This window comes from Paenibacillus aestuarii (assembly GCF_027789125.1).
Taxonomy (GTDB): Bacteria; Bacillota; Bacilli; order Paenibacillales; family NBRC-103111; genus Paenibacillus_E; species Paenibacillus_E aestuarii.
In genome coordinates this window covers 25697-51061 of record NZ_JAQFVF010000068.1, presented here as the reverse complement: position 1 = coordinate 51061, position 25365 = coordinate 25697, and the positions used below count along the sequence as shown (strand labels likewise).

The 25365-nt window shown below is 51.4% G+C and carries 23 protein-coding genes; 1 reads left to right on the top strand and 22 read right to left on the bottom strand.

All coding sequences use genetic code 11. From position 1 onward, the window contains the following. Positions 1-447: 447 nt before the first annotated feature. The 18 genes from hemL to lonB form a co-directional block, all read right to left on the bottom strand. On the bottom strand, positions 448-1746 hold the full coding sequence (gene hemL, locus O9139_RS24410) for a glutamate-1-semialdehyde 2,1-aminomutase (protein ID WP_270884368.1): 1299 nt from the start codon (positions 1744-1746) through the stop codon (positions 448-450). 52 nt (positions 1747-1798) lie between these two features. After that, the gene (gene hemG / locus O9139_RS24405) at positions 1799-3304 is read right to left on the bottom strand and encodes a protoporphyrinogen oxidase (protein ID WP_270884367.1); all 1506 of its coding nucleotides are present in this window, start codon (positions 3302-3304) and stop codon (positions 1799-1801) included. Further along, positions 3301-4248: a ferrochelatase gene (hemH, locus tag O9139_RS24400; RefSeq protein WP_270884366.1), complete on the bottom strand. Its 948-nt coding sequence runs from the start codon at positions 4246-4248 to the stop codon at positions 3301-3303. The genes hemG and hemH overlap by 4 nt, the downstream gene beginning before the upstream one ends. Positions 4249-4250: 2 nt before the next feature. Then, complete coding sequence (gene hemE, locus O9139_RS24395) at positions 4251-5315, bottom strand: uroporphyrinogen decarboxylase (RefSeq protein ID WP_270884365.1); 1065 nt, start codon at positions 5313-5315, stop codon at positions 4251-4253. A gap of 160 nt (positions 5316-5475) precedes the next feature. After that, positions 5476-6468, bottom strand: a complete 993-nt coding sequence (gene hemB / locus O9139_RS24390; protein ID WP_270884364.1) for a porphobilinogen synthase — start codon at positions 6466-6468, stop codon at positions 5476-5478. A gap of 68 nt (positions 6469-6536) precedes the next feature. Further along, entirely contained in the window at positions 6537-8060 is a 1524-nt protein-coding gene (gene cobA, locus O9139_RS24385) for a uroporphyrinogen-III C-methyltransferase (RefSeq protein ID WP_270884363.1), read from the bottom strand. Between the two features lie 4 nt (positions 8061-8064). Further along, positions 8065-9012 (bottom strand): hydroxymethylbilane synthase, encoded by a 948-nt coding sequence (hemC, locus tag O9139_RS24380; RefSeq protein WP_270884362.1) that lies wholly within the window; start codon positions 9010-9012, stop codon positions 8065-8067. A 19-nt stretch (positions 9013-9031) separates the two neighbouring features. Beyond that, entirely contained in the window at positions 9032-9730 is a 699-nt protein-coding gene (locus O9139_RS24375) for a precorrin-2 dehydrogenase/sirohydrochlorin ferrochelatase family protein (RefSeq protein ID WP_270884361.1), read from the bottom strand. 8 nt (positions 9731-9738) lie between these two features. Beyond that, positions 9739-10569: a cytochrome C assembly family protein gene (locus tag O9139_RS24370; RefSeq protein ID WP_270884360.1), complete on the bottom strand. Its 831-nt coding sequence runs from the start codon at positions 10567-10569 to the stop codon at positions 9739-9741. A gap of 34 nt (positions 10570-10603) precedes the next feature. Continuing rightward, the gene (gene hemA / locus O9139_RS24365; protein ID WP_270884359.1) at positions 10604-12007 is read right to left on the bottom strand and encodes a glutamyl-tRNA reductase; all 1404 of its coding nucleotides are present in this window, start codon (positions 12005-12007) and stop codon (positions 10604-10606) included. Positions 12008-12166: 159 nt separating this feature from the next. Beyond that, entirely contained in the window at positions 12167-12703 is a 537-nt protein-coding gene (locus O9139_RS24360; protein ID WP_270884358.1) for a hypothetical protein, read from the bottom strand. Positions 12704-12823: 120 nt separating this feature from the next. Next, entirely contained in the window at positions 12824-13225 is a 402-nt protein-coding gene (speD, locus tag O9139_RS24355) for an adenosylmethionine decarboxylase (RefSeq protein WP_270884357.1), read from the bottom strand. A gap of 312 nt (positions 13226-13537) precedes the next feature. Further along, the gene (locus O9139_RS24350; protein WP_270884356.1) at positions 13538-14125 is read right to left on the bottom strand and encodes a non-ribosomal peptide synthetase module; all 588 of its coding nucleotides are present in this window, start codon (positions 14123-14125) and stop codon (positions 13538-13540) included. Between the two features lie 227 nt (positions 14126-14352). Next, positions 14353-15018: an SdpI family protein gene (locus O9139_RS24345; protein WP_270884355.1), complete on the bottom strand. Its 666-nt coding sequence runs from the start codon at positions 15016-15018 to the stop codon at positions 14353-14355. Continuing rightward, on the bottom strand, positions 15011-15286 hold the full coding sequence (locus O9139_RS24340) for an autorepressor SdpR family transcription factor (RefSeq protein WP_270884354.1): 276 nt from the start codon (positions 15284-15286) through the stop codon (positions 15011-15013). Before O9139_RS24340 ends, O9139_RS24345 begins: the two co-directional genes overlap by 8 nt. Positions 15287-15425: 139 nt before the next feature. Beyond that, a complete protein-coding gene (yihA, locus tag O9139_RS24335; RefSeq protein WP_270884353.1) occupies positions 15426-16094 on the bottom strand; it encodes a ribosome biogenesis GTP-binding protein YihA/YsxC in 669 nt (222 codons plus the stop codon). Positions 16095-16115: 21 nt separating this feature from the next. Next, on the bottom strand, positions 16116-18461 hold the full coding sequence (gene lon / locus O9139_RS24330) for an endopeptidase La (RefSeq protein ID WP_270884352.1): 2346 nt from the start codon (positions 18459-18461) through the stop codon (positions 16116-16118). A 175-nt stretch (positions 18462-18636) separates the two neighbouring features. Then, the gene (gene lonB, locus O9139_RS24325; protein ID WP_270884351.1) at positions 18637-20352 is read right to left on the bottom strand and encodes an ATP-dependent protease LonB; all 1716 of its coding nucleotides are present in this window, start codon (positions 20350-20352) and stop codon (positions 18637-18639) included. Positions 20353-20517: 165 nt separating this feature from the next. On the opposite strand from lonB, the gene O9139_RS24320 reads away from it, so the two are divergent. Beyond that, positions 20518-21195: an N-acetylmuramoyl-L-alanine amidase family protein gene (locus O9139_RS24320; protein WP_270884350.1), complete on the top strand. Its 678-nt coding sequence runs from the start codon at positions 20518-20520 to the stop codon at positions 21193-21195. Between the two features lie 6 nt (positions 21196-21201). On the opposite strand, the gene O9139_RS24315 is transcribed toward O9139_RS24320, so the two are convergent. The 4 genes from O9139_RS24315 to clpP all read right to left on the bottom strand — a co-directional run bounded on the left by O9139_RS24315 (position 21202) and on the right by clpP (position 25270). After that, a complete protein-coding gene (locus tag O9139_RS24315) occupies positions 21202-21900 on the bottom strand; it encodes a divergent polysaccharide deacetylase family protein (protein WP_270884369.1) in 699 nt (232 codons plus the stop codon). A gap of 304 nt (positions 21901-22204) precedes the next feature. Next, positions 22205-23302 carry a flavodoxin-dependent (E)-4-hydroxy-3-methylbut-2-enyl-diphosphate synthase gene (ispG, locus tag O9139_RS24310; RefSeq protein WP_270884349.1) on the bottom strand — a complete coding sequence of 366 codons (1098 nt, stop codon included), beginning with the start codon at positions 23300-23302 and terminating at the stop codon, positions 22205-22207. A gap of 96 nt (positions 23303-23398) precedes the next feature. Next, on the bottom strand, positions 23399-24667 hold the full coding sequence (gene clpX / locus O9139_RS24305) for an ATP-dependent protease ATP-binding subunit ClpX (RefSeq protein ID WP_270884348.1): 1269 nt from the start codon (positions 24665-24667) through the stop codon (positions 23399-23401). Positions 24668-24679: 12 nt separating this feature from the next. Next, the gene (gene clpP / locus O9139_RS24300) at positions 24680-25270 is read right to left on the bottom strand and encodes an ATP-dependent Clp endopeptidase proteolytic subunit ClpP (RefSeq protein WP_270884347.1); all 591 of its coding nucleotides are present in this window, start codon (positions 25268-25270) and stop codon (positions 24680-24682) included. Between the last annotated feature and the right edge of the window lie 95 nt (positions 25271-25365).

The window sequence follows — 25365 nt, the reverse complement described above, 5'->3', positions numbered from 1 at the left end:
CCCACCTCAGACGCTCTGTAGTTCGGCAAATCCGGACTGCAGCATCTCCTCCGCTTCGGCACGCGCTCCAAGCTCAACTTAGCTACTCCAAACAAAAGCCTCCTCCGCACTCCAATCCGGATTTGCCCAATTGCAGACGCTACTCCCACCTCTAACACCACTCTAGTCCGGTTCCGCCCAATTGCAGACGCCAAAAAGTAGCCAAACGAGCAATTACGCCTCTGTAAGCAGCGAAACCGGACTAGAGATACATCCCCCCACCTCAGACGCTCTGTAGTTCGGCAAATCCGGACTATGGCTACACCGCCGCTCGACCGCCAGTCTCCCAATAGCCAAAACCAGACTACTGCTCCCTGCCTCGCCCACGCCATCAACAAATTCTCTCCGCAGCCCTCAGCGGCCCATCAAAAAAACAAGCCGTCCCCCCAAAGGAGGACGGCTCTGCAATTAAAGTCTTCTCAGTGCCTCACGATGCGCCTCAATCGTAGCTGCTACATCTTCGTCTGTATGCGCCGTCGACATGAACATGCCTTCGAACTGAGAAGGCGCAACGGATACGCCCAGATCCAACAAATGCCCGAAGTAGGCATTGAACTTGCCTAAATCTGAAGTTTTGGCCGTCTCATAGTTGATCACGTTCTTCTCCGTGAAGAACGGGCAGATCATCGAGCCTACGCGGTTGATCGTGCTTGGCACGCCAGCTTCCGCAGCGTTGCGCGCGAATCCGGCTTCTAGTATCGCTGATTTGCGCTCCAGCTCCTCATAGACGCCTGGCTCGCCCAGCAGGCGAAGTGTCGCATAGCCCGCAGCCATCGCCAGCGGGTTGCCGGAGAGCGTGCCCGCTTGATAGATAGGTCCAGCAGGCGCGATGTGCTCCATAATGTCCAGGCGGCCGCCATACGCGCCGACGGGCAGGCCACCGCCGATGACTTTGCCGAGGCAAGTCAGATCCGGCGTAATGCCGTACAAGCCTTGTGCGCAGTTCTTATGAACGCGGAAGCCAGTCATCACTTCATCAAAAATAAGCAAGCTGCCGTATTGTTTCGTAATGTCGCGCAGCCCTTGCAGAAACCCTGCCGCAGGCGGAACTACGCCCATGTTGCCGGCAACCGGCTCTACAATCAAAGCCGCGATATCTTCGCCGAATTTCTCAAACACCAACCGGACCGATTCCAGATCGTTATAAGGAACTGTGATTGTATTCACAGCTACACTGTCCGGCACGCCAGGGCTATCCGGCAGACCCAGTGTAGCAACGCCAGATCCCGCCTTTATGAGCAGCGAATCCGCATGCCCATGATAGCTGCCTTCAAACTTAACGATCTTGTTACGCTTGGTAAAACCGCGTGCGAGACGCAGCGCGCTCATCGTCGCTTCCGTGCCGGAGTTGACCATCCGTACCATCTCAATGGATGGGACCCGCTCGATCACCAGCTTGGCCATCTCGGTTTCCAGCAGCGTAGGCGCGCCAAAACTCGTCCCTTTCACTGCCGTCTCCTGAATAGCCTGCAAGACAGTCGGATGCGCATGCCCAACGATTAAAGGGCCCCACGAGCCGACATAATCGATGTAGCTGTTCCCGTCAATATCCGTAACGCGAGAGCCTGCACCTTTCTCCATGAACAACGGAGTAAGGCCTACCGATTTAAAAGCGCGTACTGGACTGTTGACGCCTCCGGGAATCACCTGCTTCGACTCGCTGAAAGCAGCGGCGGAACGCGTGTCGATTCTGCTCGAACTTTTCATAAACTTCATACCCCCACTTGAATTACATATGGTAAAAATTGAATGAAAGCGATTATCCGACCGACGCGGGGGCCACACCAGCACCAGCACCAGTACCAGCACCAACACTAGCTCCAGCAACCGCACCTCGCTGCTTGAATTGCTCAGCCAGCTGCACCGCTGCGTCTTTGCCTTGTTGGATGCAGTCCGGTATGCCAACGCCGTGAAAGCCCGAGCCTGTCACGAGTACACCAGGCAGCGCATCCGCGAGCTGTTGCCGGAAACGCGCGACTTGCTCCAAATGGCCGACAGGGTACTGCGGCATCGATTTCGGCAAGCGCGTGACTTCCGTAAACAGCGGCTCCGCCTTAACGCCCAGCAGCTCGCCGAGGTCATGGCGCGCCTTTTGCACCAGCTGCTCGTCACTCCACTGCAGCCATTCCTGCTGCCCTGAGCGGCCGATATAGCAGCGCAGCACCACTTTGTCGCTCGGCGCGGTGTGCAGCCATTTGGCCGAAGTCAGCGTACAAGCCGTTATCGTTCTGTCTTCATAACGCGGAACAAGGAAGCCGGATGCGTCGAGATCAATCGGAACATCCTTCCGGTCGAACGCCATTATCACATTCGCAACCGATATATAATCGATCTGCTTCAGACTGGCCGCGGCGGGCAGGTGCGATAAGAGCTCTGCCGACTGATACGTCGGCGTCGTGATGATCACCCCATCCACAACCTCACGCGAACCATCCTCAAAAACAACTTCCACAAGCCCATCCGCCGCTTTGTTCACCGAAGCAACGCCTGTGTTCGTGCGCAGATCTTCGCCCTTAAGCGCATGAACAAGCCCATGAACTAACGTCTGCAGCCCTTTCTTGAACGTCACGAACGCCGAGTTGCGAACGGCTGCGGGCAGGTGAGCGGTTTCTCCGGTCGCATTCTTGCGGCTTGCCATCATACCCAGAATTAAGCTGCGATGCTTCTGCTCCATCGCCTGGAACTGCGGGAACGTCGCTTTCAAGCTCAGCTTGAACGTGTCGCCGGCATAAATACCGGCAAGCAGCGGCTCGACGACCCGGTCCAGCACTTCTTTGCCCAGCCGGCGCTGCAGAAAATGCCCCAGCGATTCGTCCGAGACACCTTTCCGCTTGGGCTTAATCAGGTCTAACGCCGCACGCGCCTTCCCTAACGGCGAGATCAGCCCTGTTTGCATAAATGGCGTCATTTGAGTCGGAATCCCTAGCACCAAGCCCTGCGGCATCCGGTAAAGCTTGCCTTTACGAACGATGAACGTCTTTTTCGCTTGCGGATTTTGGCTGGTAAGCTCTCCCTCAAGGCCGAGTTCATACGCCAAATCAATCGTTGGACGCTTGCGGGCAAGGACCGAGTCCGGTCCTTTCTCAATCACAAAGCCTTCTTTATAAAGCGTATGGATTTTCCCGCCAAATGCAGAAGATTTCTCGACGATGGTAATCCGCCCTTTGACGCCATCGGACTCCAAGCGTTTTTTCAAGTAATAAGCCGCACTAAGCCCCGTAATGCCCCCGCCGATAATTAGAAAATGAGGCTGTGCGCTGCTCATGAGAGATTCGCCTTCTCCGCCCATTTTTGATACACAACGTCGCTCAGCGTCTCCATATACAGTGGATCTGTGTTCAGCGACTCCGTGCGCTCCAGATGCAGACCCAGCTCTTGCGCCAACGCTTGCGCCTCAATATCGATATCATAGAGCACTTCCAGATGATCGGAAACGAAGCCGATTGGACACAGCAGCACATTGGCTACGCCCTCTTCTTTACGAAGCGTTTGAAGTACATCCAGAATGTCCGGTCCCAGCCAAGGCATAGCGGTTTGCCCCGCACTTTGCCAGCCGAACTGCCAGTTCGTAATGGCGACGCGCTCGGCAATCGCTTTGGAAGTCGCCAGAAGCTGATCCGGATAAGGATCCTTCATCTCCAAAATTTTCTCAGGCAGACTGTGTGCCGTAAAAATAACGCGAATATCTTGGCGCTCCGCACCGTCAAACTTCGTTAGTGCCCGTTCTACTCTATCGCTCAGCGCTTCCAGCAGCTTCGGATGCATGTGGTAGCTGAGTACGAACTCGATGTCGAGGCCCAGCTCCTGTGCCTTGTCTTTAGCCCGTTTCACGTAGCCGCCGACGCTCATCACGGAATAATGCGGCGCCAGCACGACACCGATCGCTTCGGTAATGCCATCCTTCACCATTTGCTCCACACCGTCTTCTACGTATGGCTGCGCATGCTTGAGGCCTTGATAGCACACAAACTCAAGCTCAGGATGCTCCCGGTTTAATGTTTCCTGCAGGCCCTGCACTTGTTTATTCGTATTTTCGCGCAGCGGGAAGAAGCCCCCGACAATCGCCTCATAACGGGAAGTCAACTCATGCAGCTGCTCCGCTGTCGGCGGATGGCCACGCCGGATGTGCGTATAATAAGCTTCTACCTGATCCAAGCTTTCAGGGGTACCATAGGACATTACCAATACACCGATACGACGTTTTGACATGTTTAAACACCACTCTTTTCTGATTGCTGGGATAAGACGGATTGCGAATACGTATGGATAAATGTTGTCAGCTCTTTGAGCTTCTCCAGGGATGCTTCAGGGAACAAGCCGTGACCAAGGTTAAAAATGTAGCCTGGCTGCTTCACGCCTTCATCAATGATCGCCTTCGCTTGCTGCTCGATAACATGCATCGGCGCCGTCAGCACGTATGGATCCAGGTTGCCTTGAACGGCAAACCGCTCTCCGACCCGTCTGCGTCCTTCCTGAATCGGAATGCGCCAATCAAGACCGATCACATCCGCTTGCAAACCTTTCAAATACGGCAGCAGCTCGCCGGAGCTGACGCCTGGGAAATAAATTTTCGGCTCTTTCAGATCAGCCAGCGCTTCGAAAATTCGGGTCATCGTCGGCAGCACATACACTTGAAAATCTGCAGGCGACAAAGCTCCAACCCAGCTGTCAAACACTTGAACGGCCTTCGCTCCAGCTGCGATGTGGGATTTCAAGTACGTAATAACCATATCGCCAAGCTTATCCATTAATGCGAACCAGACCTTAGGCTCCGAGTACATCATCGTCTTGGTCAGGATATAGCTCTTTGAAGGCTTGCCTTCAATTAAATAACTGGCGATGGTGAACGGTGCGCCGGCAAAGGAAATGAGCGGCACTTTCAGCTCTTTATCTAAAATGCGGATCGTTTGAATGATATGAGATAAATCCTTGTCGACATCGATCGGACGCAGGCGCTCGACATCTTGTGCGGTACGGATTGGGGTGTGGATGACAGGCCCGATATTTTTGACGATATCAAAATCAACACCTAGCGATGCGACCGGGTTCATAATGTCTGAGTACAAAATGGCAGCATCTACGCCAAGCTTTTTAACCGGCATCATGGTGACTTCAGCGGCCAATTCAGGCTGCTCACAAATTTCAAGCAAGGAGTACTTCTCTTTGATTTTGCGGTAGTCCGGGTCATAGCGCCCTGCTTGACGCATGTACCATACAGGCAGCGTATCTACCTGCTCTTTGCGGCACGCTTTAATAAAATTATCATTATAAGTCATGAGGCACCTTCCTCTTTATCCAAAACCGTTAGTTTCCTACTATTCTCATCCATTATGCCCTAATTATTGTCTTGTCACAACCAATGTAAGCTCTTGGTTTCCGACAAATGTATGACAAAAAGAACCATCCCCGCAAGCGGTGAATGGTTCTCGAAATGGCTTAGCGCTGCAAGTAACGAGCAATATCTTTGGCAAAATATGTCAAAATGATATCCGCGCCTGCGCGCTTGAAACCGGTCATTGTTTCCATCACGATGGCTTCTTCATTAATCCAGCCTTGCTGGGCGGCCGCCTTGATCATGGCATATTCCGCGCTCACGTTGTATGCCACAACTGGCAGATCAAAGTTGTCCTTCAGCATGCGGATGATATCCATATAAGCAAGCGCCGGTTTGACCATTAAGAAGTCTGCGCCTTCGACCACATCGCTTTCCGCTTCGCGCAAAGCTTCGCGGCTGTTGGCCGGATCCATTTGGTACGTTTTGCGGTCACCGAATTGCGGCGTCGAGTGGGCTGCTTCGCGGAACGGACCGTAATAAGCGGAGGCATACTTGACCGAGTACGCCATGATCGGCGTATTCTCGTAACCAGCCTCGTCAAGACCCGTGCGAATCGCATGCACATAGCCGTCCATCATGTTGGATGGGGCGATAATATCAGCGCCTGCTTTCGCTTGCGAAACCGCTGTACGGACAAGCAGCTCCAGAGACAGGTCGTTATGCACGTCAGCATGGCCGGTAACCGGATGATGATGAATAACGCCGCAATGGCCGGTATCCGTAAATTGGCACAGGCAAGTATCGGCGATGATCAGCAGGTTCGGATTGATTTCCTTAATGCGGCGTGTCGCTTGCTGAACGATTCCCTCATCGTCAAACGCGGAGGAACCTTGCGCATCTTTATGCTCAGGTACACCGAACAGCAGAATCGCCTGAATACCCAGATCGGTGATTTCCTTAATTTCTTCTTCCACACGGTCAAGGGAAAAATGATAAACACCAGGCATCGATGAAATTTCTTCTTTAATATTTGTGCCATATGTGACAAATACAGGCTGCACAACGTCGTTCACCAAGATTTGATTCTCGCGGACGAGGTTGCGAAGTGCGGATGAACCGCGCAAGCGGCGATTGCGAACAACTGGGAAACTCATGGGAATGCCTCCTTATGGCAAGAAGACTAACTCAAAAGCTTAAGTTAATCTTCCATGTATGATTTGGGTTAGGATAAGCTGTCGGCGAGGGAAGCGACGGTCGCTTCTTTCGCCAAGTAAGTCACTGGTAAGCCCAATTGACGGGCGGTATCCGCCGTTTTGGGCCCGATGCAGGCGATTTCGACGCCTTGCAGCAAATGAAGCGGATCTTCCACGCCTAATTGGCGCAAAGCTGCAAATAAATTTGTAACGGTAGATGAACTCGTAAAAGTAATAATATGAATGCCTTGGTTTTGCAGCAGGGCAACTATTTCTTCCCCGTCTTCGAGCGCCAGCACATTCTCGTAGACATCAACTTCGGTAACGGCCATGCCGAGCTCCCGCAGCTTGGCCGGCAAATAATCGCGGGCCCGATCCGCTGTCGCCAGCAGCACGCTTTGGCCTGGCATAAGCTCTGACCGGATCGCCTCATAGACGCCTTCCGCCTCGAACTTCGCCGGCACCAAGTCCGCGATCAGACCGCGCTCCGCCAGCGCTTCCGCGGTCTTCGGACCGACGGCTGCGAGGCGCGCGTTCGCCATGCGGCGCACATCGATACCGCGCTCGCGCAGCCTGCGCCAAAAAAATTCGACGCCGTTCACACTCGTGAGCACGATCCAATCGAAGGTGTGAAGCTTGTCAAGCGCTGCGTCAAGTGCCTGCTGCGCTGCAGAATCGCTTGGCGGCTGCAGGCGAATGACTGGGAACTCGACCGCCTCGCCGCCGAGCTCGTCGATCAGATTCACCAACTCGCTCGCCTGGCTTCTGGCCCGGGTTACCAGCACTCTGCGCCCGAAGAGCGGCTTCTTCTCGATCCAGGCCAGCTTCTCGCGGAGCTTCACGACTTCGCCGACAATAATAACCGCCGGCGATTGAAAATTCGCCACGCGCACTTTCTCGGCGATGTCAGCCAACGTGCCGGTAATGGTCGCCTGTTCCGTCCATGTCCCCCAGCGCACAAGCGCTACGGGTGTATCCGGCGATTTGCCCCAATGCATCAGCTCGTGGCAAATATGGTCCAAATTGGCGACGCCCATGAGAAAGACCGTTGTTCCGACCGCTTTGGCCAGATGCTCCCAGTTCAGGGCTGTGTACGTTTTATTCGGATATTCATGCCCGGTTACGATCGCCACCGAAGACGTGAAGTCGCGGTGCGTCACCGGGATGCCGGCATAGGCGGGCACGGCGATCGACGACGTAATCCCAGGGATGATCTCAAAAGTCACCCCGTGGTCTGCAAGCAGCTCGGCTTCCTCGCCGACCCGGCCGAACACACTTGGGTCTCCGCCCTTCAAGCGCGTGACCACTTTCCCTTGCAGGGCCAAATCAACCAGCAGCTGGTTAATTTCTTCTTGTCTTAACATATGCTTATCCGGAAGCTTCCCGACAAAGATCAGCTCGGCTCCCGGTTTTCTGTGCTTTAACAAGCGCGGGCTGGCCAGACGGTCATAAACAATGACGTCGGCCTTTTGGATCGCTTCCATGCCGCGAATCGTGATGAGCTTCGGATCTCCCGGACCTGCACCTACCAGGTATACTTTGCCTTTGACCACACGCTCACTCCCTCACATCAGCTAGAATACGGTCCGCTCCTTGTGCAATTAACTTGTCCGCGATCAGCAGACCGAGCGCTTCCGGATCGCTGCCGGTCGCGGTTTCCTTGAGCATGGTCTTGCCGTCCGGCGTCCCGACCATGCCCGTCAACGTCAGCAGCGGCGCATCCGGCCCGCTGCTGCCCTCGCTTACGCTGGCGTAAGCGCCGAGCGGCACCTGGCAGCCTCCATTGAGTCTGCCGAGGAATGCCCGCTCTGCGCGCACCGCGAGCGCCGTCGGTTCATGCTGGAACTTGCCAAGCAGTTCCAGCATGAACGAATCGTCCGCCCGGCACTCGATGCACAGCGCCCCTTGCCCTACGGCAGGGAGGCATACTTCGGGCGGCAAGTACGCGCTGATGCGATCCTGCCAACCCATCCGGTGAATACCGGCGGAGGCCAGGAGTATCGCATCGAAGTTATCCTCGTCGAGCTTGCGCAGCCGCGAATCGATGTTGCCGCGGACCGACTCGATGCGGAGGTCCGGACGGGCGTGCTGCAGCTGGCTTGCGCGGCGCAGCGAACTCGTGCCGACGAGCGCGCCCTGCGGCAGCTCGTCGAGCGAGCGGGGCCCGCGCGTGATCAGCGCGTCACGCGGATCTTCGCGCTCGGGCACCGCTCCGACGATCAGCCCTTCTGGAAGCTCGAAGGGCATATCCTTCATGCTGTGGACGGCCATATCGATGTCGCCGTCCAGCAGCGCCTGTTCGATTTCCTTAACGAACAGGCCTTTACCGCCGACCTTGGATAATGTCACATCCAGGATGCGATCGCCTTTGGTCACGATTTTCTTGATTTCAAACCGGCATTCGATGCCGAACGAGTCAGCCAATTGCTGCAGCTTCTCGACAGCTTGTCCGGTCTGCGTTAATGCTAATGCGCTTTGTCTGGTGCCCACGATAATCGTTCTCATCTTTGTTCTATCCGCCTCTCTATATACCTCGCCCGAACGCGCGAATCGTCGCGATGGCGGGCTCTTGGTCAAAAGCCCTGAAAAGCTTATCTTTCCAGTCTGCAAATGTGCCGGCGCGAATACGCGGCAGCACGTCCCACGCCAACATTTCCTGAAACAGCTGCTGTCTGGCCTGCTTGTCTGCGATGACAGCCTGGATTTTCAGGCGGAATTCGCTTAAAAAATCCAGATACAGCTCGTACTCTTCCCCGTAGCTCTGTTCAAGCTCGCGCGCGATCTTACGTGCAAAAGATGGGCTTGCCCCGCCCGAGGATACAGCGATCACCAGCTTCCCCCGGCGCACCACAGACGGAAGAATGAACGTGCTCAGCTCCGGCTGGTCCACGACATTGACGAACATCCCCCAGCGGCGCGCCGCCGCGCAGACCGCTTGGTTCACTTCAGCTGAATCCGTCGCCGCAATCACGAGCCTGCATGCCTTCAGCGCGGATGCCGTTTGCTCACGGAGCCATGCCTCGCTAAACCGTTCCTCGATCAGCTTGATCTCGCTCCTCTGCCCCATCTCCACAAGCCCGTCCGTAAAATCCGGGCTCAGCACAGTCACATGAGCGCCTGCTTGCACGAGAGAGCGGACCTTGCGCTCAGCAATACGTCCGCCCCCCACTACTAAAGATCTGGTACCTATTAAATCCAGCATGATCGGATATGGATGCTTCATCGTGCTGCTCAGCTCCAAATCCAGTCATGAAACCCTGACAAAAAGTTCGATATGACAAAATTAATGACGACGATCAGGAAAGCTGCCAAATTCCATGCCGCCAGCCGATTGCCGGAAATGCGCATCGAATGGTGCTGGAATAAGTAGAAGCCGTATGCCGCCAAAACAAAAAACGAATTCACAACCTTAGGATCATACAGCAGATTGCGGTCGCCTTGCAGCACAACCCAGACAATTCCCAAGCTAAGCGCGAGCAGCAGCAGCGGCGCGCCGATAATAACAGCCAAATACGTATACTGTTCGATTTTCTCCAGCGAAGGTAAGCGCATCACGGTTTGCGAGAACTTTTTCTCCTTCAGCATTCGGTGCAAAAATAAATACATACCGGAAAATATCGCCGCAATTGAGAAAGCCGCATAGCTGCCAATAGCCAAAGTGATATGTATGAATAATAGCTCATCATTGATGTTCCAGCTTGACTTGATTGGCGTAAGCTGCGGATTCCCGAACACATTCAAGGCCAATATGGCAAAACCCAGCACGTTGACAAAAAACACGAACAGCTCGATCCTGAAAAACCTGTTAACGATCAGCGATATTGTGACAATCAGCCACGAGAACATAAACAGCACATCCGAGCGGGAAAACGCCCATTCCGTCAAATGCCCATAAAGATTCACGCCCAAATAGGCGGTTTGCAGAACCCATACAAATAAAAGCAGCCCCGTCCCCATCCGTTTTGCATTCCGATTCGCACTGGCGAAATCGGCGAAGTAAAACAGGAGGCTCAGGGCATACATATAGATCATCGCATCGAACAACCAGCTACGTGTGACCATGGCACCTCTCCTCAGCGATATGAACGCTGTATTCTCAAGATTGCGCTAGCGCATCTGCCGTGTTCAAACCGAGCACGGATATTTTCTCATCCTGTACACGCTTCGACTCTGCTTCAGCCGCTTTCCGATGCGCTTCCTGTGCCAATTGTTCCGCCTGCTCCTGGCGCTCCAGCGTTTCTTCCAGAGCGAACAGCTTGGTGAACATCTCCAGCGCCTCGTCGCCATGACGCTCTCCCGCCATCTCTTTGATGCGCAGAATCGGATCGCGAAGCACTTGATTCACAATACTTTTGGTTAATTTGCGAATAACTTTGACTTCCCGCTCATCCAGATCAGGAAGCTTCTTCAACATGCTATCCATCGTTTCTTCATGAATATGATTCGCTTTAGCTTGCAGCGCTTGAATGACCGGGCTGACGCCAAGCACTTTGGTCCATTGATCAAAAGCCGCCTTCTCCGATGCGATCATCGTCTCGATCTTGGCCGCTTCCTTCTTCCGTTCCTGCAGATGCTTGTCGACAATATTCTCCAAGTCATCGATATCGTAGAGGAACACGTTAGCTAGTTCGCTGATTTGCGGATCCAAGTCGCGCGGTACTGCGATATCCATCATAAATAGCGGACGCGATCTTCTCTTTTGCAAATACGGCTGAATATCGTTCTTCGTCAGCACATACCCCGGTGCGCCTGTGGAGCTGATAATGATATCCACCTCAGGCAAGCGCTCTAGCATTTGATCCATCGTGCACGGAATGCCGTTGAATTTCTCGGCCAGCTCCACTGCGCGTTCGAACGTGCGGTTCACGACAAGCACTTTGCTCGCGCCATTGGCGTACAAATGCTTCACCGTCAGCTCGCTCATCTTGCCTGCGCCGATGATCATGACGGTTTTGTTCGTATAGGAACCGAAGATCCGCTTACCAAGTTCCACTGCAGCATAGCTTACGGAGACGGGATTATTGCTGATCCCTGTTTCGGAGTGCGCTTTTTTGGCAAGTGTGATTGACTGTTTAAACAGCGTATTGAAAAATGTCCCTGTAGCTTTCAACTCTTGCGATAGCAAAAAAGCATCCCGGACCTGCCCGAGAATTTGCGTTTCGCCGATAACCATGGAGTCCAGTCCGCTGGTGACGCGGAACAGATGCTCAATAGCTTGATCGCTTTCATGCATATATAGATGTTTCTGGAATTGATCCTTAGGCATTTCAAACCAGCGTTCCATAAATTGCGTAATGTAATGTGTGCACGACTGAGGCCGATCTACAACCGCGTAAATTTCCGTTCGGTTGCAGGTGGCGACAATCACACATTCAAGTATGCTCTTTGTGTCTTTCAATTCTGCTAATGCCTGCGGCAAATCCGTATCGGAAAATGCGAATTTCTCCCGAATTTCCACCGGAGCCGTCCGATAATTTAAGCCTACAGCGATAATATGCAAAGGTACCACCTGCCTTCCCGTCCATTACTAGACCATTATATCATAGCAAAACAAGCATTCCGACAAATTTTTTGAATAATTTATGAATGCATAAGCGCTCTGCTCGTTAGTTTTTACAGCAAACTTCTCATCTATACCAGCAACGGGTAAAAACACCGTTTATTGCAGCAGTTTTTTATGAATAAGCGCCGCCAATGCTGTGTCGGTTTGTGCCAGCTTCTCGTTCTGCGATGAAATGACAGCGCCGTCCGACGCCATCAGCTTCTCATAGATGCCATACATCGTTTGATACTGCTTGGCGACTTCTTGTAGCAATTGCGTTTCTTCCGGCTTAAGCGCGCGTTCCCCGCCGATCTGCAGCCTTTGAATGTACTGCATCAGTTGATCGATACTGCTAAGCGATGTCAAATATTCCTTGCCTCCAGCAGCCAGTACCAGCCTCTCATGTGTATATGACGCGGAATACAAGGCTTGCTTGGCCTCATTGAGCTCATCCGTCGTTTTGATTTTGCCTACCTCGCCCAAATAGCTGTTCAGCAGCTCCATCTGGAACAAGGACACTTGATAGAGCAAATGCTCGGCATCATGCTCTTCCTTATGTCCGCCTAGCATACCGATGACTTGATAAATAGGCCAAATGATCAGAAACAGCACTACGCTGTAGATGATTGCTTTCCGCGCGATTTTTTTCCGCAATTTCAATCCCTCCCCGCACAACTGACAAGTATCGCTGTAATCAGTGTATGGGGTGTGGGACAAACAAATGACCACGGATTTCTCCGTGGTCGCGTTTTTGTTATTGGTATGAGCAGTCTCTTATTTCACAAGAGCCGCTTGCTTAATTTCAGGAGTTTCAACTTGCAGCTCACCGATGCCGCGAATTAGTTTCTTCGCATGAACGGTCTCTGGTTTCAATACGGATACCATGAAGTCAATTGCTAATTGAGGGTCTACTGTTTCACCGCAAGTATAGCAATCTAGCGCGGCAAAACCTCTCTCAGGATAAGTATGAATGGAGAGATGACTCTCGGACAACATAACAAGCACTGTTGCTCCTTGTGGTTCAAATTGCTTGGACTGTACAGATAGTACGGTTGCTCCGCATACCTCGGCAGCTTCAACCATCTGAGCTTGCAGCCATTCTGCATTGTTCAGAAGTTCAAAGTTTACCCCCCAAGTATCTACAGCAACGTGTCTTCCGAAAGTTGAGTATTCCATCTTTCGGTTCCCCCTTCCTAGGAATAAAATGTTTGTGTAAAAATTTCATCCGCTAGGACCTACGTCATTCACTTCCCGAGGGAATAATCTCTCGCAACATTCAATGTCCTGAGTGAATCCTGGTTCCTATATTGTTGTCAACGAAAATAAAAATAACATCTATCGACCAGAAATGCAATACTTTTTTTTTGCCGTTCAACATCAAGGTTCCGGACCCCCTATCTACAGTATGACGGTTCGGTTTCGCAGGTTCGCCCAAACAAAAAAGACCCTGTACAGGGTCTTTTATCTAAAAAAGTGAATGTGTTTGGCTTATGCCTCAAGCGCGAACAAGCGATTAGACAGCTCACGGAGACGGGCATCAATCTGCTGGCGGATCAACAGATCCTTCATGACATTACGCAGATCAAGCAGATGGTTAATGTGATCCTGGATCGTGTCAATTTCGCGCTCGACTTCTTTCTTGTGGAACAGTTGTTCGAGTTGACCGATCGTATCTTTGTACTCATAAATCAGCTTCACCAGTTGATCCTTCACTTCTTCGATCTTCACAACGGTGCCGCGCTCATAATAATAAACCATAGTATGACTGGAGTAGATCCGATTCACAATCGCACTTCCTTTAAATTCGGAAACCGCTTTGCGCATCAGATTAGCCAGCAGGGTATTGCTTAATCGACAGGATCCCGTGCATTCATATAGGCCTGATTTCTGCTCAAATGACAGGGTGATCTCCTGGCCTGCATCATCTTGAAAAACAACTTCTTGATTGCCGTTTTCCAATACTTTGACATGCAGCGTCACTTGGTGATCCACAAACATTTGAAAAAACTTGAACATCTCGGCTTCAGTTAACTGGAGGCAGGTTTTGACGTATTCAGTCGCTAACCTTTGTGCCATAAAAATCCCTCGATTCTTTGTTTTCAAGCCATTGGGTTCTACTCGTGTACCTGCTTATTATTATACTACATATGAGCTTAATATTCCTGCGCGGCATTTAGGAAATTTTCTGAGAAATCAAGCAAAATCCGCAATTCCCCTTTAAGAGGCATTCATTTTATTATAATCCCTCTGTTTCCCTTACGTTTCCCCCTGCTTCGCTCGCGTTTCTGCCAATAGTTGACTGCTTAGCGGCTTTTGCTAAGTTTCTGAAAGACCAGAAACGAATATATAATCGGTACGGCTACAGAAACGATAATGCCGCCGAACAGCAAGTACGGTGTCGCCGAGCCGATAAAGGCGCCGATGAAGAAAACGAGCCCGCAGAGCACCCATAACGGTGCGGCAAGACGATGGGTCTTTCTCCATACGTCCTCGCTCGCTAGTGTCCATGGGGTACGGATGCCCATGAAATAGTTGTGCCGGATCCGGCCCATATAGTTGCCGAATACGATCCATAAGGCACCGAGGGATAAATACATTACGGTATTCATCGAAATGTTATAGCCGATGTTGAACAAGAGAACGACTACAAAAATGCCACTTAAGAACAACACGATGACAAAGCGGAGCAGCTCATAAACATCCATAAATTTTGCATAATTCGCTCGCTTCGGATCTAAACTAGGTACAACTTTAAAAGCGATGGCAAGCACCAGGTTGATCAGCGTCATCGTGCTGAAAAATACCGGTTTGCTCATATTTCCGTTCACATTCCCGTGCAAATCAAAGTGTGTCGCCAATTGCTCCGGCAATGCATTGTACATCAATGCTCCGATGATGACCGGCGCCAGCGCGATGAGAAGCACCATGACATCCTTCCAACCCCACGAAATTTTTGTATCTTTATTCATCTTCGTCCTCTCCTTTTTTAATGAGATCCATAAACCAGCCCATCACTTCCTGAACGACCGTTGTATTCAACGAGTACATAATGTTCTGCCCTTGACGTTCGTCCAAAATAAGCTTTGCCGCCTTCAAGGAGTTTAAATGATGCGATATGCTAGGCTTCGTCATTTGAAAATGCTCGGCGATTTCGCCAGCCGTCAGGTCCTTCTCACGCAATAGTTTAATGATGGCTCTGCGCGTCGGATCGGATAGCGCTTTGAACGATTCGTTCATCGCTGCGACCTCCATTCGTTAGATATTTAGATAATTATCTAAATCTTTAATTAGAGTATAGCGTAATCCTTTCCAACTGTCAAAAAGAAACAACATCCTGCACCGCTAATGCAGTGAGGATGTTGTTTTTATCTGCTTGCTATTCGTTGTCCGGTTGCACAGCATGAACTTCAAGGCTTTCCTGGCTGGCCGTCTGCTCTCCTGCCATCATGTCTTCAGCGACGAAGCCTATCCGCTTCTCGATCAAATCCCATAGCTCATCCTTGCCAAGCCCGAGCTCGGAAGAGAACAACAGCGGCTGCTCCCCCTTATCCATGCCGAGTGTTTCCCTGACGACCTTGGCGTGCTTCTGCCATTTGCTTTTTGGAATCTTATCGGCTTTGGTCGTGACGACAATGACCGGCACACCATGGTGCCGCAGCCATTCATACATCGCCTGATCGTCCTTCGTCGGCGGGTGCCGCAGATCGATCAATTGCATCACGAGCTTCAACGGCTCGCGGTTCAGCAAATAGTTCTCGATGAATTTGCCCCACTGCTCGCGCTGGGTCTTGGACACACGCGCATAGCCGTAGCCTGGGAGATCAACAAAATATAAGTCCTGATTGATTTTGTAATAATTTAAGGTTTGGGTTTTCCCCGGTTGCGAACTGGTTCTAGCCAAATTCTTGCGGTTGATCATGCGGTTAATAAGCGATGATTTGCCGACATTAGAACGCCCTGCCAGAGCAATCTCCGGCAAGGCATCGTCAGGATATTGACTAGGTCCAACCGCGCTGATAATAAATTCTGCTTGATTGACCTTCATGTCATTCACTACTTTCTTTCGTTAGCCGACATGTGCTGGCGGCTTATTTTTCACCAGAGCATGCTCCAGCACTTGATCCATATGACTAACCGGAATAAACGTCATTTCATTGCGGACGCTTTCTGGAATGTCGGTAATATCTTTCTCGTTATCCTGCGGCAGCAGCACCTTGCGAATGCCGGCGCGATGCGCCGCCAGCGCCTTCTCCTTCAAGCCGCCGATCGGGAGCACTCGGCCGCGCAGCGTAATCTCGCCGGTCATCGCCACTTCGCGGGACACCGGGATGTTCGTCAGCGCGGAGATTAGCGCTGTTCCCATTGTAATGCCTGCAGACGGGCCATCCTTCGGAATCGCGCCTTCAGGAATGTGAATATGAATATCATTCTTCTCATGGAAGTCCGTTGGGATGCCAAGCTCAGCAGCCTTAGATCGGGTATAGCTGAAAGCGGCCTGCGCCGATTCTTTCATCACATCGCCAAGCTTCCCTGTCAAAGTCAGCTTGCCTGTGCCAGGCATCACCGTGACCTCGATGACCAAGGTGTCTCCACCGACTTCCGTCCAGGCCAAACCGGTTACGGCGCCAATCTGATCCTTCTCTTCAGCCAAGTTATAACGGAACTTCGCTGGTCCGAGGTAATCTTTGAGATTGTCCGTCGTGATGTGCACAGGTGTGGACGGATCGGATACGATCTGTTTCGCCGCCTTGCGGCACATCCCTGCGACTTGCTGCTCCAGATTGCGCACGCCGGACTCGCGGGTGTATTCGCGGACCAGCTTCATCAGCGCTTCTTCGTCGACGAGCAGCTGGTCTTCCTGCAGACCGTGATCACGCTTCTGCTTCGGCAGCAAATAGCGGTTCGCGATTTGCAGCTTCTCGATTTCCGTGTAACCAGGAATATACAAGACTTCCATGCGGTCGAGCAGCGGCCGCGGAATATTGTGAATCGCATTTGCCGTTGTGACGAACATCACGCTCGACAAGTCAAAAGGTACTTCAATGAAATGATCACTAAAAGTGCTGTTCTGCTCGGGATCAAGCACTTCCAGAAGTGCCGATGCCGGGTCGCCGCGGAAATCCATGGCCATTTTATCGATTTCATCTAACAGGAAAACGGGATTGTTGGACCCGGCGCTCTTCATCCCTTGGATGATGCGCCCTGGCATCGCGCCGACGTACGTACGGCGATGGCCGCGAATTTCAGCTTCATCCCGAACGCCTCCGAGCGAGATGCGAATGAATTGCCTGCCCATCGATCTGGCAATGGATCGGGCGATGGAGGTTTTCCCCACACCTGGAGGGCCAACCAAACAAAGAATCGGTCCTTTCAGCTTTTGTACCAGCTTCTGAACGGCCAAGTATTCCAGCACACGTTCTTTCGGCTTCTCCAATCCAAAGTGATCTTCGTTCAGAATCTGCTCCGCTTTTGCCAGATCAAGATCGTCTTCCGTCCGCTTGGACCAAGGAAGTCCGAGCAGCCAATCGATATAGTTGCGGATCACGCCGCCTTCCGCAGAAGTAGCAGGCATTTTCTCCAGACGGTCGATTTCTTTCTCAACCTTCTCCCGCACGCGATCCGGAAGCTGCGCTTCGTTCAGCTGATTCCGCAATTCATCCACTTCCCCGGCGCGGCCTTCCTTGTCGCCGAGTTCCTTCTGAATGGCTTTCATCTGCTCACGCAGGTAATATTCCTTCTGCGTTTTCTCCATCTGCTTCTTGACGCGCTGGCTGATTTTGCGCTCTAACTCCAGCACTTCACGCTCGTTGTTCAAGATGTTCAGCATCTTCTCCAACCGCTCACGAACGTCAACGGTTTCGAGAATCTCCTGTTTATCCTTAATTTTCAACGATAAATGGCTGCAAATCACATCAGCTAACCGGCCGGGCTCATCGATATCGGAGACAGCCGCTAACGTCTCTGGCGTCACCTTTTTCGAAAGGTTGATATAATGTTCAAATTGGTTCAAAACCGTTCGCATCAAAGCGTCGATTTCAGGATCGGTGTGATCCTGTTCATGCAGCTCTTTGGCGGTTACTTCGTAATACTCGTCATTGACAAGGTACTCTGTAATCTCGGCCCGCATAACCCCTTCAACGAGGACACGGATCGTGCCATTCGGAAGCTTGAGCATTTGCCGCACTTTTGCTATGGTGCCAACCCGGTAAATATCCTCTTTCGAAGGTTCTTCTATATTGATTTCGGATTGAGAGCAGAGGAGAATCATACTGTCATCAACCATCGCTCGTTCGAGCGCTTTGACCGACTTTTCCCGCCCCACATCCAGATGTAGAACCATACTCGGATAGACCAATAGTCCCCTTAATGGTAAAAGCGGCAATCTGCGCACCTTGATTTTACCAGGTCCCATCCTCTGCACCTCCTAATTTTCCTCTGCAAAAGCGAGCCTCTTCCTTCAAAGCTGTGTCTTCATGCAGAGAGCCCCAAATATTGTTTCCATGCTGCTTTACATTTTATCAAAACTGTCAACAAAACACCAATTGGCGCTCTGGTGCGGTTTCCGGGGCTCTGATAGGCATCAAAAACTATGTCTCCATGCTGTTTGGCGACTTGGCGTGCAAGATAGGCAGCGTCTGTGCGGTAATCGACCGATCTGCGGTGATTGGCATCGGAATGACATTGTCCTGCAGTTCAATGCCCAACGCCGCTTGCAGCACTTCCTCAATCGAGTCAACAGGCAGCACTTCGACGCCCGGCAGATCCGCGAACATTTCCTGCCAGTTTTCTTTCGGCACGATAACTTTCGTTGCTCCCGCTTGGAATGCCGCTTCGACCTTGGCGACCACGCCGCCAACCGGCTTCACTTTACCGTGGATGCTCATCTCGCCGGTCATCGCCAACTTGTTGTCGACAGGAATCTTATGAATCGCGGAAGCAATGGCTGTCGCCATCGAGATCCCTGCGGAAGGTCCGTCGATCGGTACGCCGCCGGGGAAATTAATGTGCAGATCATAGTCCGCTGTGTTAAAGCCCAACTTGCGGAGCACAGTCAGCACATTCTCCACAGACCCGCGCGCCATACTCTTACGGCGAATCGTACGGGAGCCGCCGCCCATCTCTTCCTCATCGACCACACCCGTAATATTGAACTTCCCGCCTCCAGGCGCCGCTGGAATGGCGATCACTTCAATCTCAAGCAGCGTGCCCAAATTCGGGCCATAGACGGCCAAACCATTCACAAAGCCGACCTGCGGCTGTGCAGGCACTTTGCGCTCCGGTCTTGGCGGGATTTGCGACGAATTGACGACCCATTCGATGTCCGCAGCGGTGATTTCGTCGCGTTTATCCGTTAAGGCGATACCTGCGGCAAGCTGAATCACATTGACCGCTTCCCGGCCATTTGTCGCGTACTTCGTAACCACTTTAACCGCCGACGGATTATCCTTAAAGCCAATTTTCTTGAGCGCCTTCTCGGCAATTTCACCGATCTCCTCAGGAAGCAATGGGCGGAAGAAGATTTCCAGACAGCGCGAGCGGATCGCTGGCGGAATTTCGCTCGGCGTCCGAGTTGTCGCTCCGACTAGACGAAAATCCGCCGGCAGCCCATTTTGAAAAATATCATGAATATAGTTAGGAATATTCGTATCCTCGGAGCTATAATACGCACTCTCCAAAAATACTTTTCGGTCTTCAAGCACCTTTAATAATTTGTTCATTTGCGTCGGGTGCAATTCTCCGATTTCATCGATGAACAGGATGCCCCCGTGCGCTTTGGTCACGGCTCCCGGCTTCGGCTGCGGAATGCCGGCAACGCCCATAGCTCCAGCCCCTTGATAGATAGGGTCATGCACAGAGCCGATCAGCGGATCAGCGATCCCGCGTTCATCAAAGCGCGCAGTTGTCGCATCGATCTCGGTGAACTTGGAATCCGAGCGGAACGGCGAATCCTGATTTTTCTTCGCTTCTTCCAGAACAACGCGAGCCGCTGCTGTTTTTCCTACTCCTGGCGGGCCATAAATCAACACGTGCTGCGGATTCGGGCCGCATAGGGCAGCTTTCAGCGCTTTAAGCCCTTCTTTTTGCCCTACAATATCCTGCATGGAAGAAGGTCTAGTCTTCTCCGATAACGGCTTCGTCAGCGAGATCGAGCGCAGCTTGCGCAGCTTCTCCAATTCCTTGCGTGACTCTCTATCAACAGCAGAGCGGTTCGTCTGCTGATTGCGCAGCAAATTCCAAAAATACAGTCCGATAACAACGGCAAAAAATACTTGAATAACCATGAGCACTATGCTTAAGCTCATCTTCCATACCTCCTCGTCGAACTAACTCATAAACGTCATACTTTCCATTATTCCCGCCTGAAAGAAGGTTAATCCAAACTATGCAAACTTTTGCAGGATGCATGAGACCTCCTTCTTGGACGAAGGATAACAGTACAGATTAATGATGACAAAGGATGTGCCGTCGTGAAGCAAATTGTTTCTATCCTGCTTAGTTTGCTATGCCTCTGTACGGTTGCTGCTCCAGTCGGTGCCTCCGCCGGGAATCCCCTATTGCCTGAGGCCGATGTCTTGATTGATGTTGGTCATGGCGGTATCGATAGCGGGGCCATGTACGGCAAGATCGAAGAGAAACACATGAATCTCGCAATTTCCAAAAAAACGTATAAAGCCCTTAAGAAAAAAGGCTATAGAGTCGCAATAAACCGCACGACCGATTATGCGCTCAGCGACGATAACCATTGGTCATACGGAAACCGTCACCGTAAAGACCTTGCTCAAAGAGCGGGAATTGCGAATACGCTCAAGCCGAAAGTGATGCTAAGCCTGCATATCAACTGGTCAGGAAAACCACAGCGGCGGGGGCCTCTTGTGATCTACCAGAACCAATCCGACAGCATTCTGCTTGCGAATCTTCTGCAGCAGTCACTTAATCGGGTGTACGGTACACAAGAACTGCCCGTCTATGGGAAGAAGTATTTCGTTCTCCGAAATACGAAATGCCCAACCGTCATTGTGGAATTAGGATTTATTTCCAATAAAACCGACCGTAAGCTGCTAAACGATGCTCATCACCAAGCTAAGCTGGCTGAAGCGATCAGCAGCGCGATCGATCAATATTTTTCTATGATACACCCTTCTTAGCGGTGATCATTTTTTTACTGTTTTAGAGATCGGCACGAAGGTGGCTTCCTGTTGGATGGACGGGATTGCCTCCTTAATGACCTGAGCCGTTTTCTTGCCGGGTGGGCCTACATGTCCAATCGCGATGCTGATCTCTTTGTCATGAACCAGCTTCTTAAATTTCACCATCTGCTTGCTGATATGGTTGTATGTATAGATGTCGTCAAAGAAGAGCTGGTTTTCCGTATGGGGCACTCCCATTTGATCGCAGAGCTTGCCGATCGTGCTTTTCGGCGTCGTCCGGCTGTCCAAGATCATCAGACCTCTCTCTTTGCAAACTTCAACGATGATTTTCATGACTCTTTCATCTGCCGTTGCTTTGGATCCCATATGGTTATTAATACCGATCGCATAAGGCACATCGTCAATGGCAGCGATCACGCGTTTGCGGATCTCTTCGTTTGACAGATCGGTCGTGATGGCACCTGGACCAAGCCAGCTTTTCTTACCGCGTACGGGCTCCATAGGCAGATGCAGGATGACTTCGAGACCTTTTTCATGGGCTAACTGTGCATCTTGCTTCGTAGACGGTAGAAACGGCATTACAGCGACAGTGAACGGGATATTCAAATTCAGCATCTCCTGCGTACCATCCATGTTGTTGCCGAAATCGTCGATCACGATGGCGACCTGTTTAGCCGGCTTGACTTGTTGGTCAGGTGTCATCGGATTCACAGGAATCTCCTGCTGCTGAAGCGGTTGATCGCTTGCCGCCTTTGCCTGAATCGCAAAGGCTGGAACGGATCCGTACGGGAACCATAGTAGCAAAGCGAAGAGACTAAGTGTGAGGGGGTGCGCTTGCTTGGATCTGCTTTTCTTCTTGTACATAGGTGACTCTCCTTCGTCTTTAGCCTTGAAATGGGAAATGCAAAAACTTTCCAGATTTATTCATTATGCATCTTTCGATCCCAGATTATGCGCTAGAACGAAAAAGCCCCTAAGGTTATCCTTAGGGGCTTCGAGTATCGTCCTAATGCTTACGGCCAGGAATGACACCTGTTCTTTCATAAGCTTCAACGATGACGTCTATTTCTTTTTTCAGCTCGTTCAGCAGCTCGGCTTCAGGAACTTTGCGAATCATTTCTCCATAACGGAACAGCATGCCTTCGCCGCGCGCGCCGGCAATACCGATATCCGCTTCGCGGGCCTCGCCCGGGCCGTTAACCGCGCATCCGAGTACGGATACTTTAATTGGCACTTTAATCTTGGCAATGTAATCTTCCACTTCATTCGCAATGGAGAAGAGGTCGATATCCAGCCTGCCACATGTCGGGCAGGATACGAGCGTCGCCGCGTTCGTGATCAATCCGAACGTTTTGAGCAGTTCGCGCGCTACCTTGATCTCTTCGACAGGGTCGGCGCTCAGCGAAATACGCAGCGTGTTGCCGATGCCCATGTTGAGCAATGCGCCAATGCCGGCAGCGCTTTTGACCGAGCCTGTAAACAGCGTTCCAGCTTCGGTGATGCCAAGGTGCAGCGGATAGTTAAAGGCTTGTGCTGCCTTCGAGTAAGCCGCGATCGCCATAGGCACATCGGACGCTTTGAGCGAGACGATAATGTCATGGAAATCGAGCTCTTCCAAAATATTAATATGGAATAGTGCGCTCTCAACCATTGCTTCAGGTGTAGGATACCCGTATTTCTCCAACAGGTGGTTCTCCAACGAACCCGCATTGACACCAATCCGAATAGGGATACCGCGTTCTTTACAAGCCTTAACGACAGCCTCCACCTTCTCCCGGCGACCGATATTGCCCGGATTGATCCGTACTTTGTCGACGCCGTTCTCAATGGCGGCGAGGGCCAAACGGTAATCAAAGTGAATATCCGCGACGAGCGGGATATGAATCTGCTTCTTGATTTCTTTGATCGCTTCCGCGGCTTCCTTGTTATTTACAGTAACGCGAACGATCTGGCAGCCGGCCTCTTCAAGTCGCAAAATTTCGGCTACCGTTGCTTTGACGTCTGCCGTTTTGGTCGTGCACATACTCTGAATAATGACCTCGTTGCTGCCGCCGATCGTTAAATCCCCCACGCGAACGGGTCGCGTGTCTTTTCTGTGGAACATTATGGTTTCTCCCCCCATGACACCAAACATCCTCCGCTCCGATCCCTATGTAAGGAATCGGATTGGAGGCTGTGTGTTAATTTATGAGTTTATGGGTTACGCGCTCTCTTCTTTTTTCTTGCCGGAAGACTGGCCGCCTTCTTTGGTTGTCAAAACAGGCGATAGCTTGTTTTGCACCGTTTCTTTGGTCACCTTGCAAGTGGAAACGTCCGTTCTCGAAGGCACCTCGAACATCACGTCCAGCATGATGCTCTCGATAATCGCCCGGAGACCGCGAGCGCCTGTGTTCCGCTTGATTGCTTCCTTCGCAATCGCATCGAGCGCTTCTGCGTCGAATTCAAGCGACACGTTATCCATATCAAGAAGCTTCTGGTATTGTTTGACCAAAGCGTTCTTCGGTTCGGATAGAATACGAACCAAAGCAGCTTCGTCTAACGGCTCCAACGTGGAAATAACTGGAAGACGACCAACGAACTCCGGAATCAATCCGAATTTCAACAAATCTTCCGGAAGAACCATGGACAGGTATTCGCCTGGTTTCAAGTCTACTTTGCTGCCATCTGTGCTGAAACCGATGACTTTCTTACCGATTCTGCGCTTAATGATTTGCTCTAGACCGTCAAAGGCACCGCCGCAAATAAACAGAATGTTAGTCGTATCGATTTGAATGAATTCTTGGTGCGGGTGTTTACGTCCGCCTTGTGGTGGAACGGAAGCAACCGTGCCCTCAAGAATTTTCAGCAAAGCTTGCTGTACGCCCTCGCCGGAAACGTCTCTTGTAATCGACGGATTCTCGGACTTGCGCGCCACTTTATCGATCTCATCGATGTAGATGATGCCGCGCTCAGCTTTCTCCACATCGTAATCTGCTGCTTGAATCAGCTTGAGCAGAATGTTCTCTACATCCTCGCCCACGTACCCGGCTTCGGTCAACGAAGTCGCATCCGCGATGGCGAACGGAACGTTAAGAATCTTGGCAAGCGTCTGCGCCAGCAACGTCTTACCGCTTCCTGTAGGTCCTAAGAGCACAATGTTACTCTTTTGAAGCTCTACATCCTCAAGCTTGTTTTGCGAATTAATCCGTTTGTAGTGATTATAAACCGCTACAGCCAACGACTTCTTCGCTTGATCCTGACCAATGACATATTGATCCAAAATCGTGCGGATCTCTTTCGGCTTCGGAACATCTTTCAGGTCCAGTTCTTCTTCATGACCCAATTCCTCTTCCACAATCTCCGTGCAAAGCTCTATACATTCATCACAAATGTACACTCCCGGACCGGCAACTAGCTTGCGCACTTGGTCTTGGGATTTTCCGCAGAAAGAACATTTGAGCTGGCCTTTTTCATCGTTAAATTTAAACATGGGATCACTCCTTTATTTCAAGTCGTTTCGAGTGATAACCTCGTCGATTAAACCGTATGCTTTCGCTTCTTCAGCGCTCATAAAGTTATCGCGATCGGTGTCTCTTTCGATCTTTTCAAGCGGCTGTCCCGTACGCTCAACATAGATCTGATTGAGCTTTTGCTTCGTTTTGATAATCCAATCCGCATGGATCTTAATATCTGTCGCTTGACCTCTAACACCGCCAAGCGGTTGGTGAATCATCACTTCCGCATTTGGCAGCGCGAATCGCTTGCCTTTGGCTCCGGCTGTTAACAGCAAGGAACCCATACTTGCAGCCATACCTACACAGATCGTAGATACATCAGGTTTAATGAATTGCATGGTATCGTAGATACCCATCCCCGCCGTTACGGACCCACCTGGGGAATTAATATATAAGTGGATATCTTTCTCAGGATCCTGAGCAGATAGAAACAGCAGCTGGGCAATGACCAAATTAGCCACATCATCATCGATGGCGCTACCGATAAAGATAATGCGGTCCTTGAGCAGGCGCGAGTAGATATCGTAGGAACGTTCCCCACGAGCCTCTTGTTCAACAACCATAGGAATAAGACTCATTGTACCAACTCCTTTGTGGCAATCGCCATGTTCACCCTATGCGGGAAATTTAGAAGGAAACGGGAAAAGCGATCCCTTTTTCCATTCACATCATC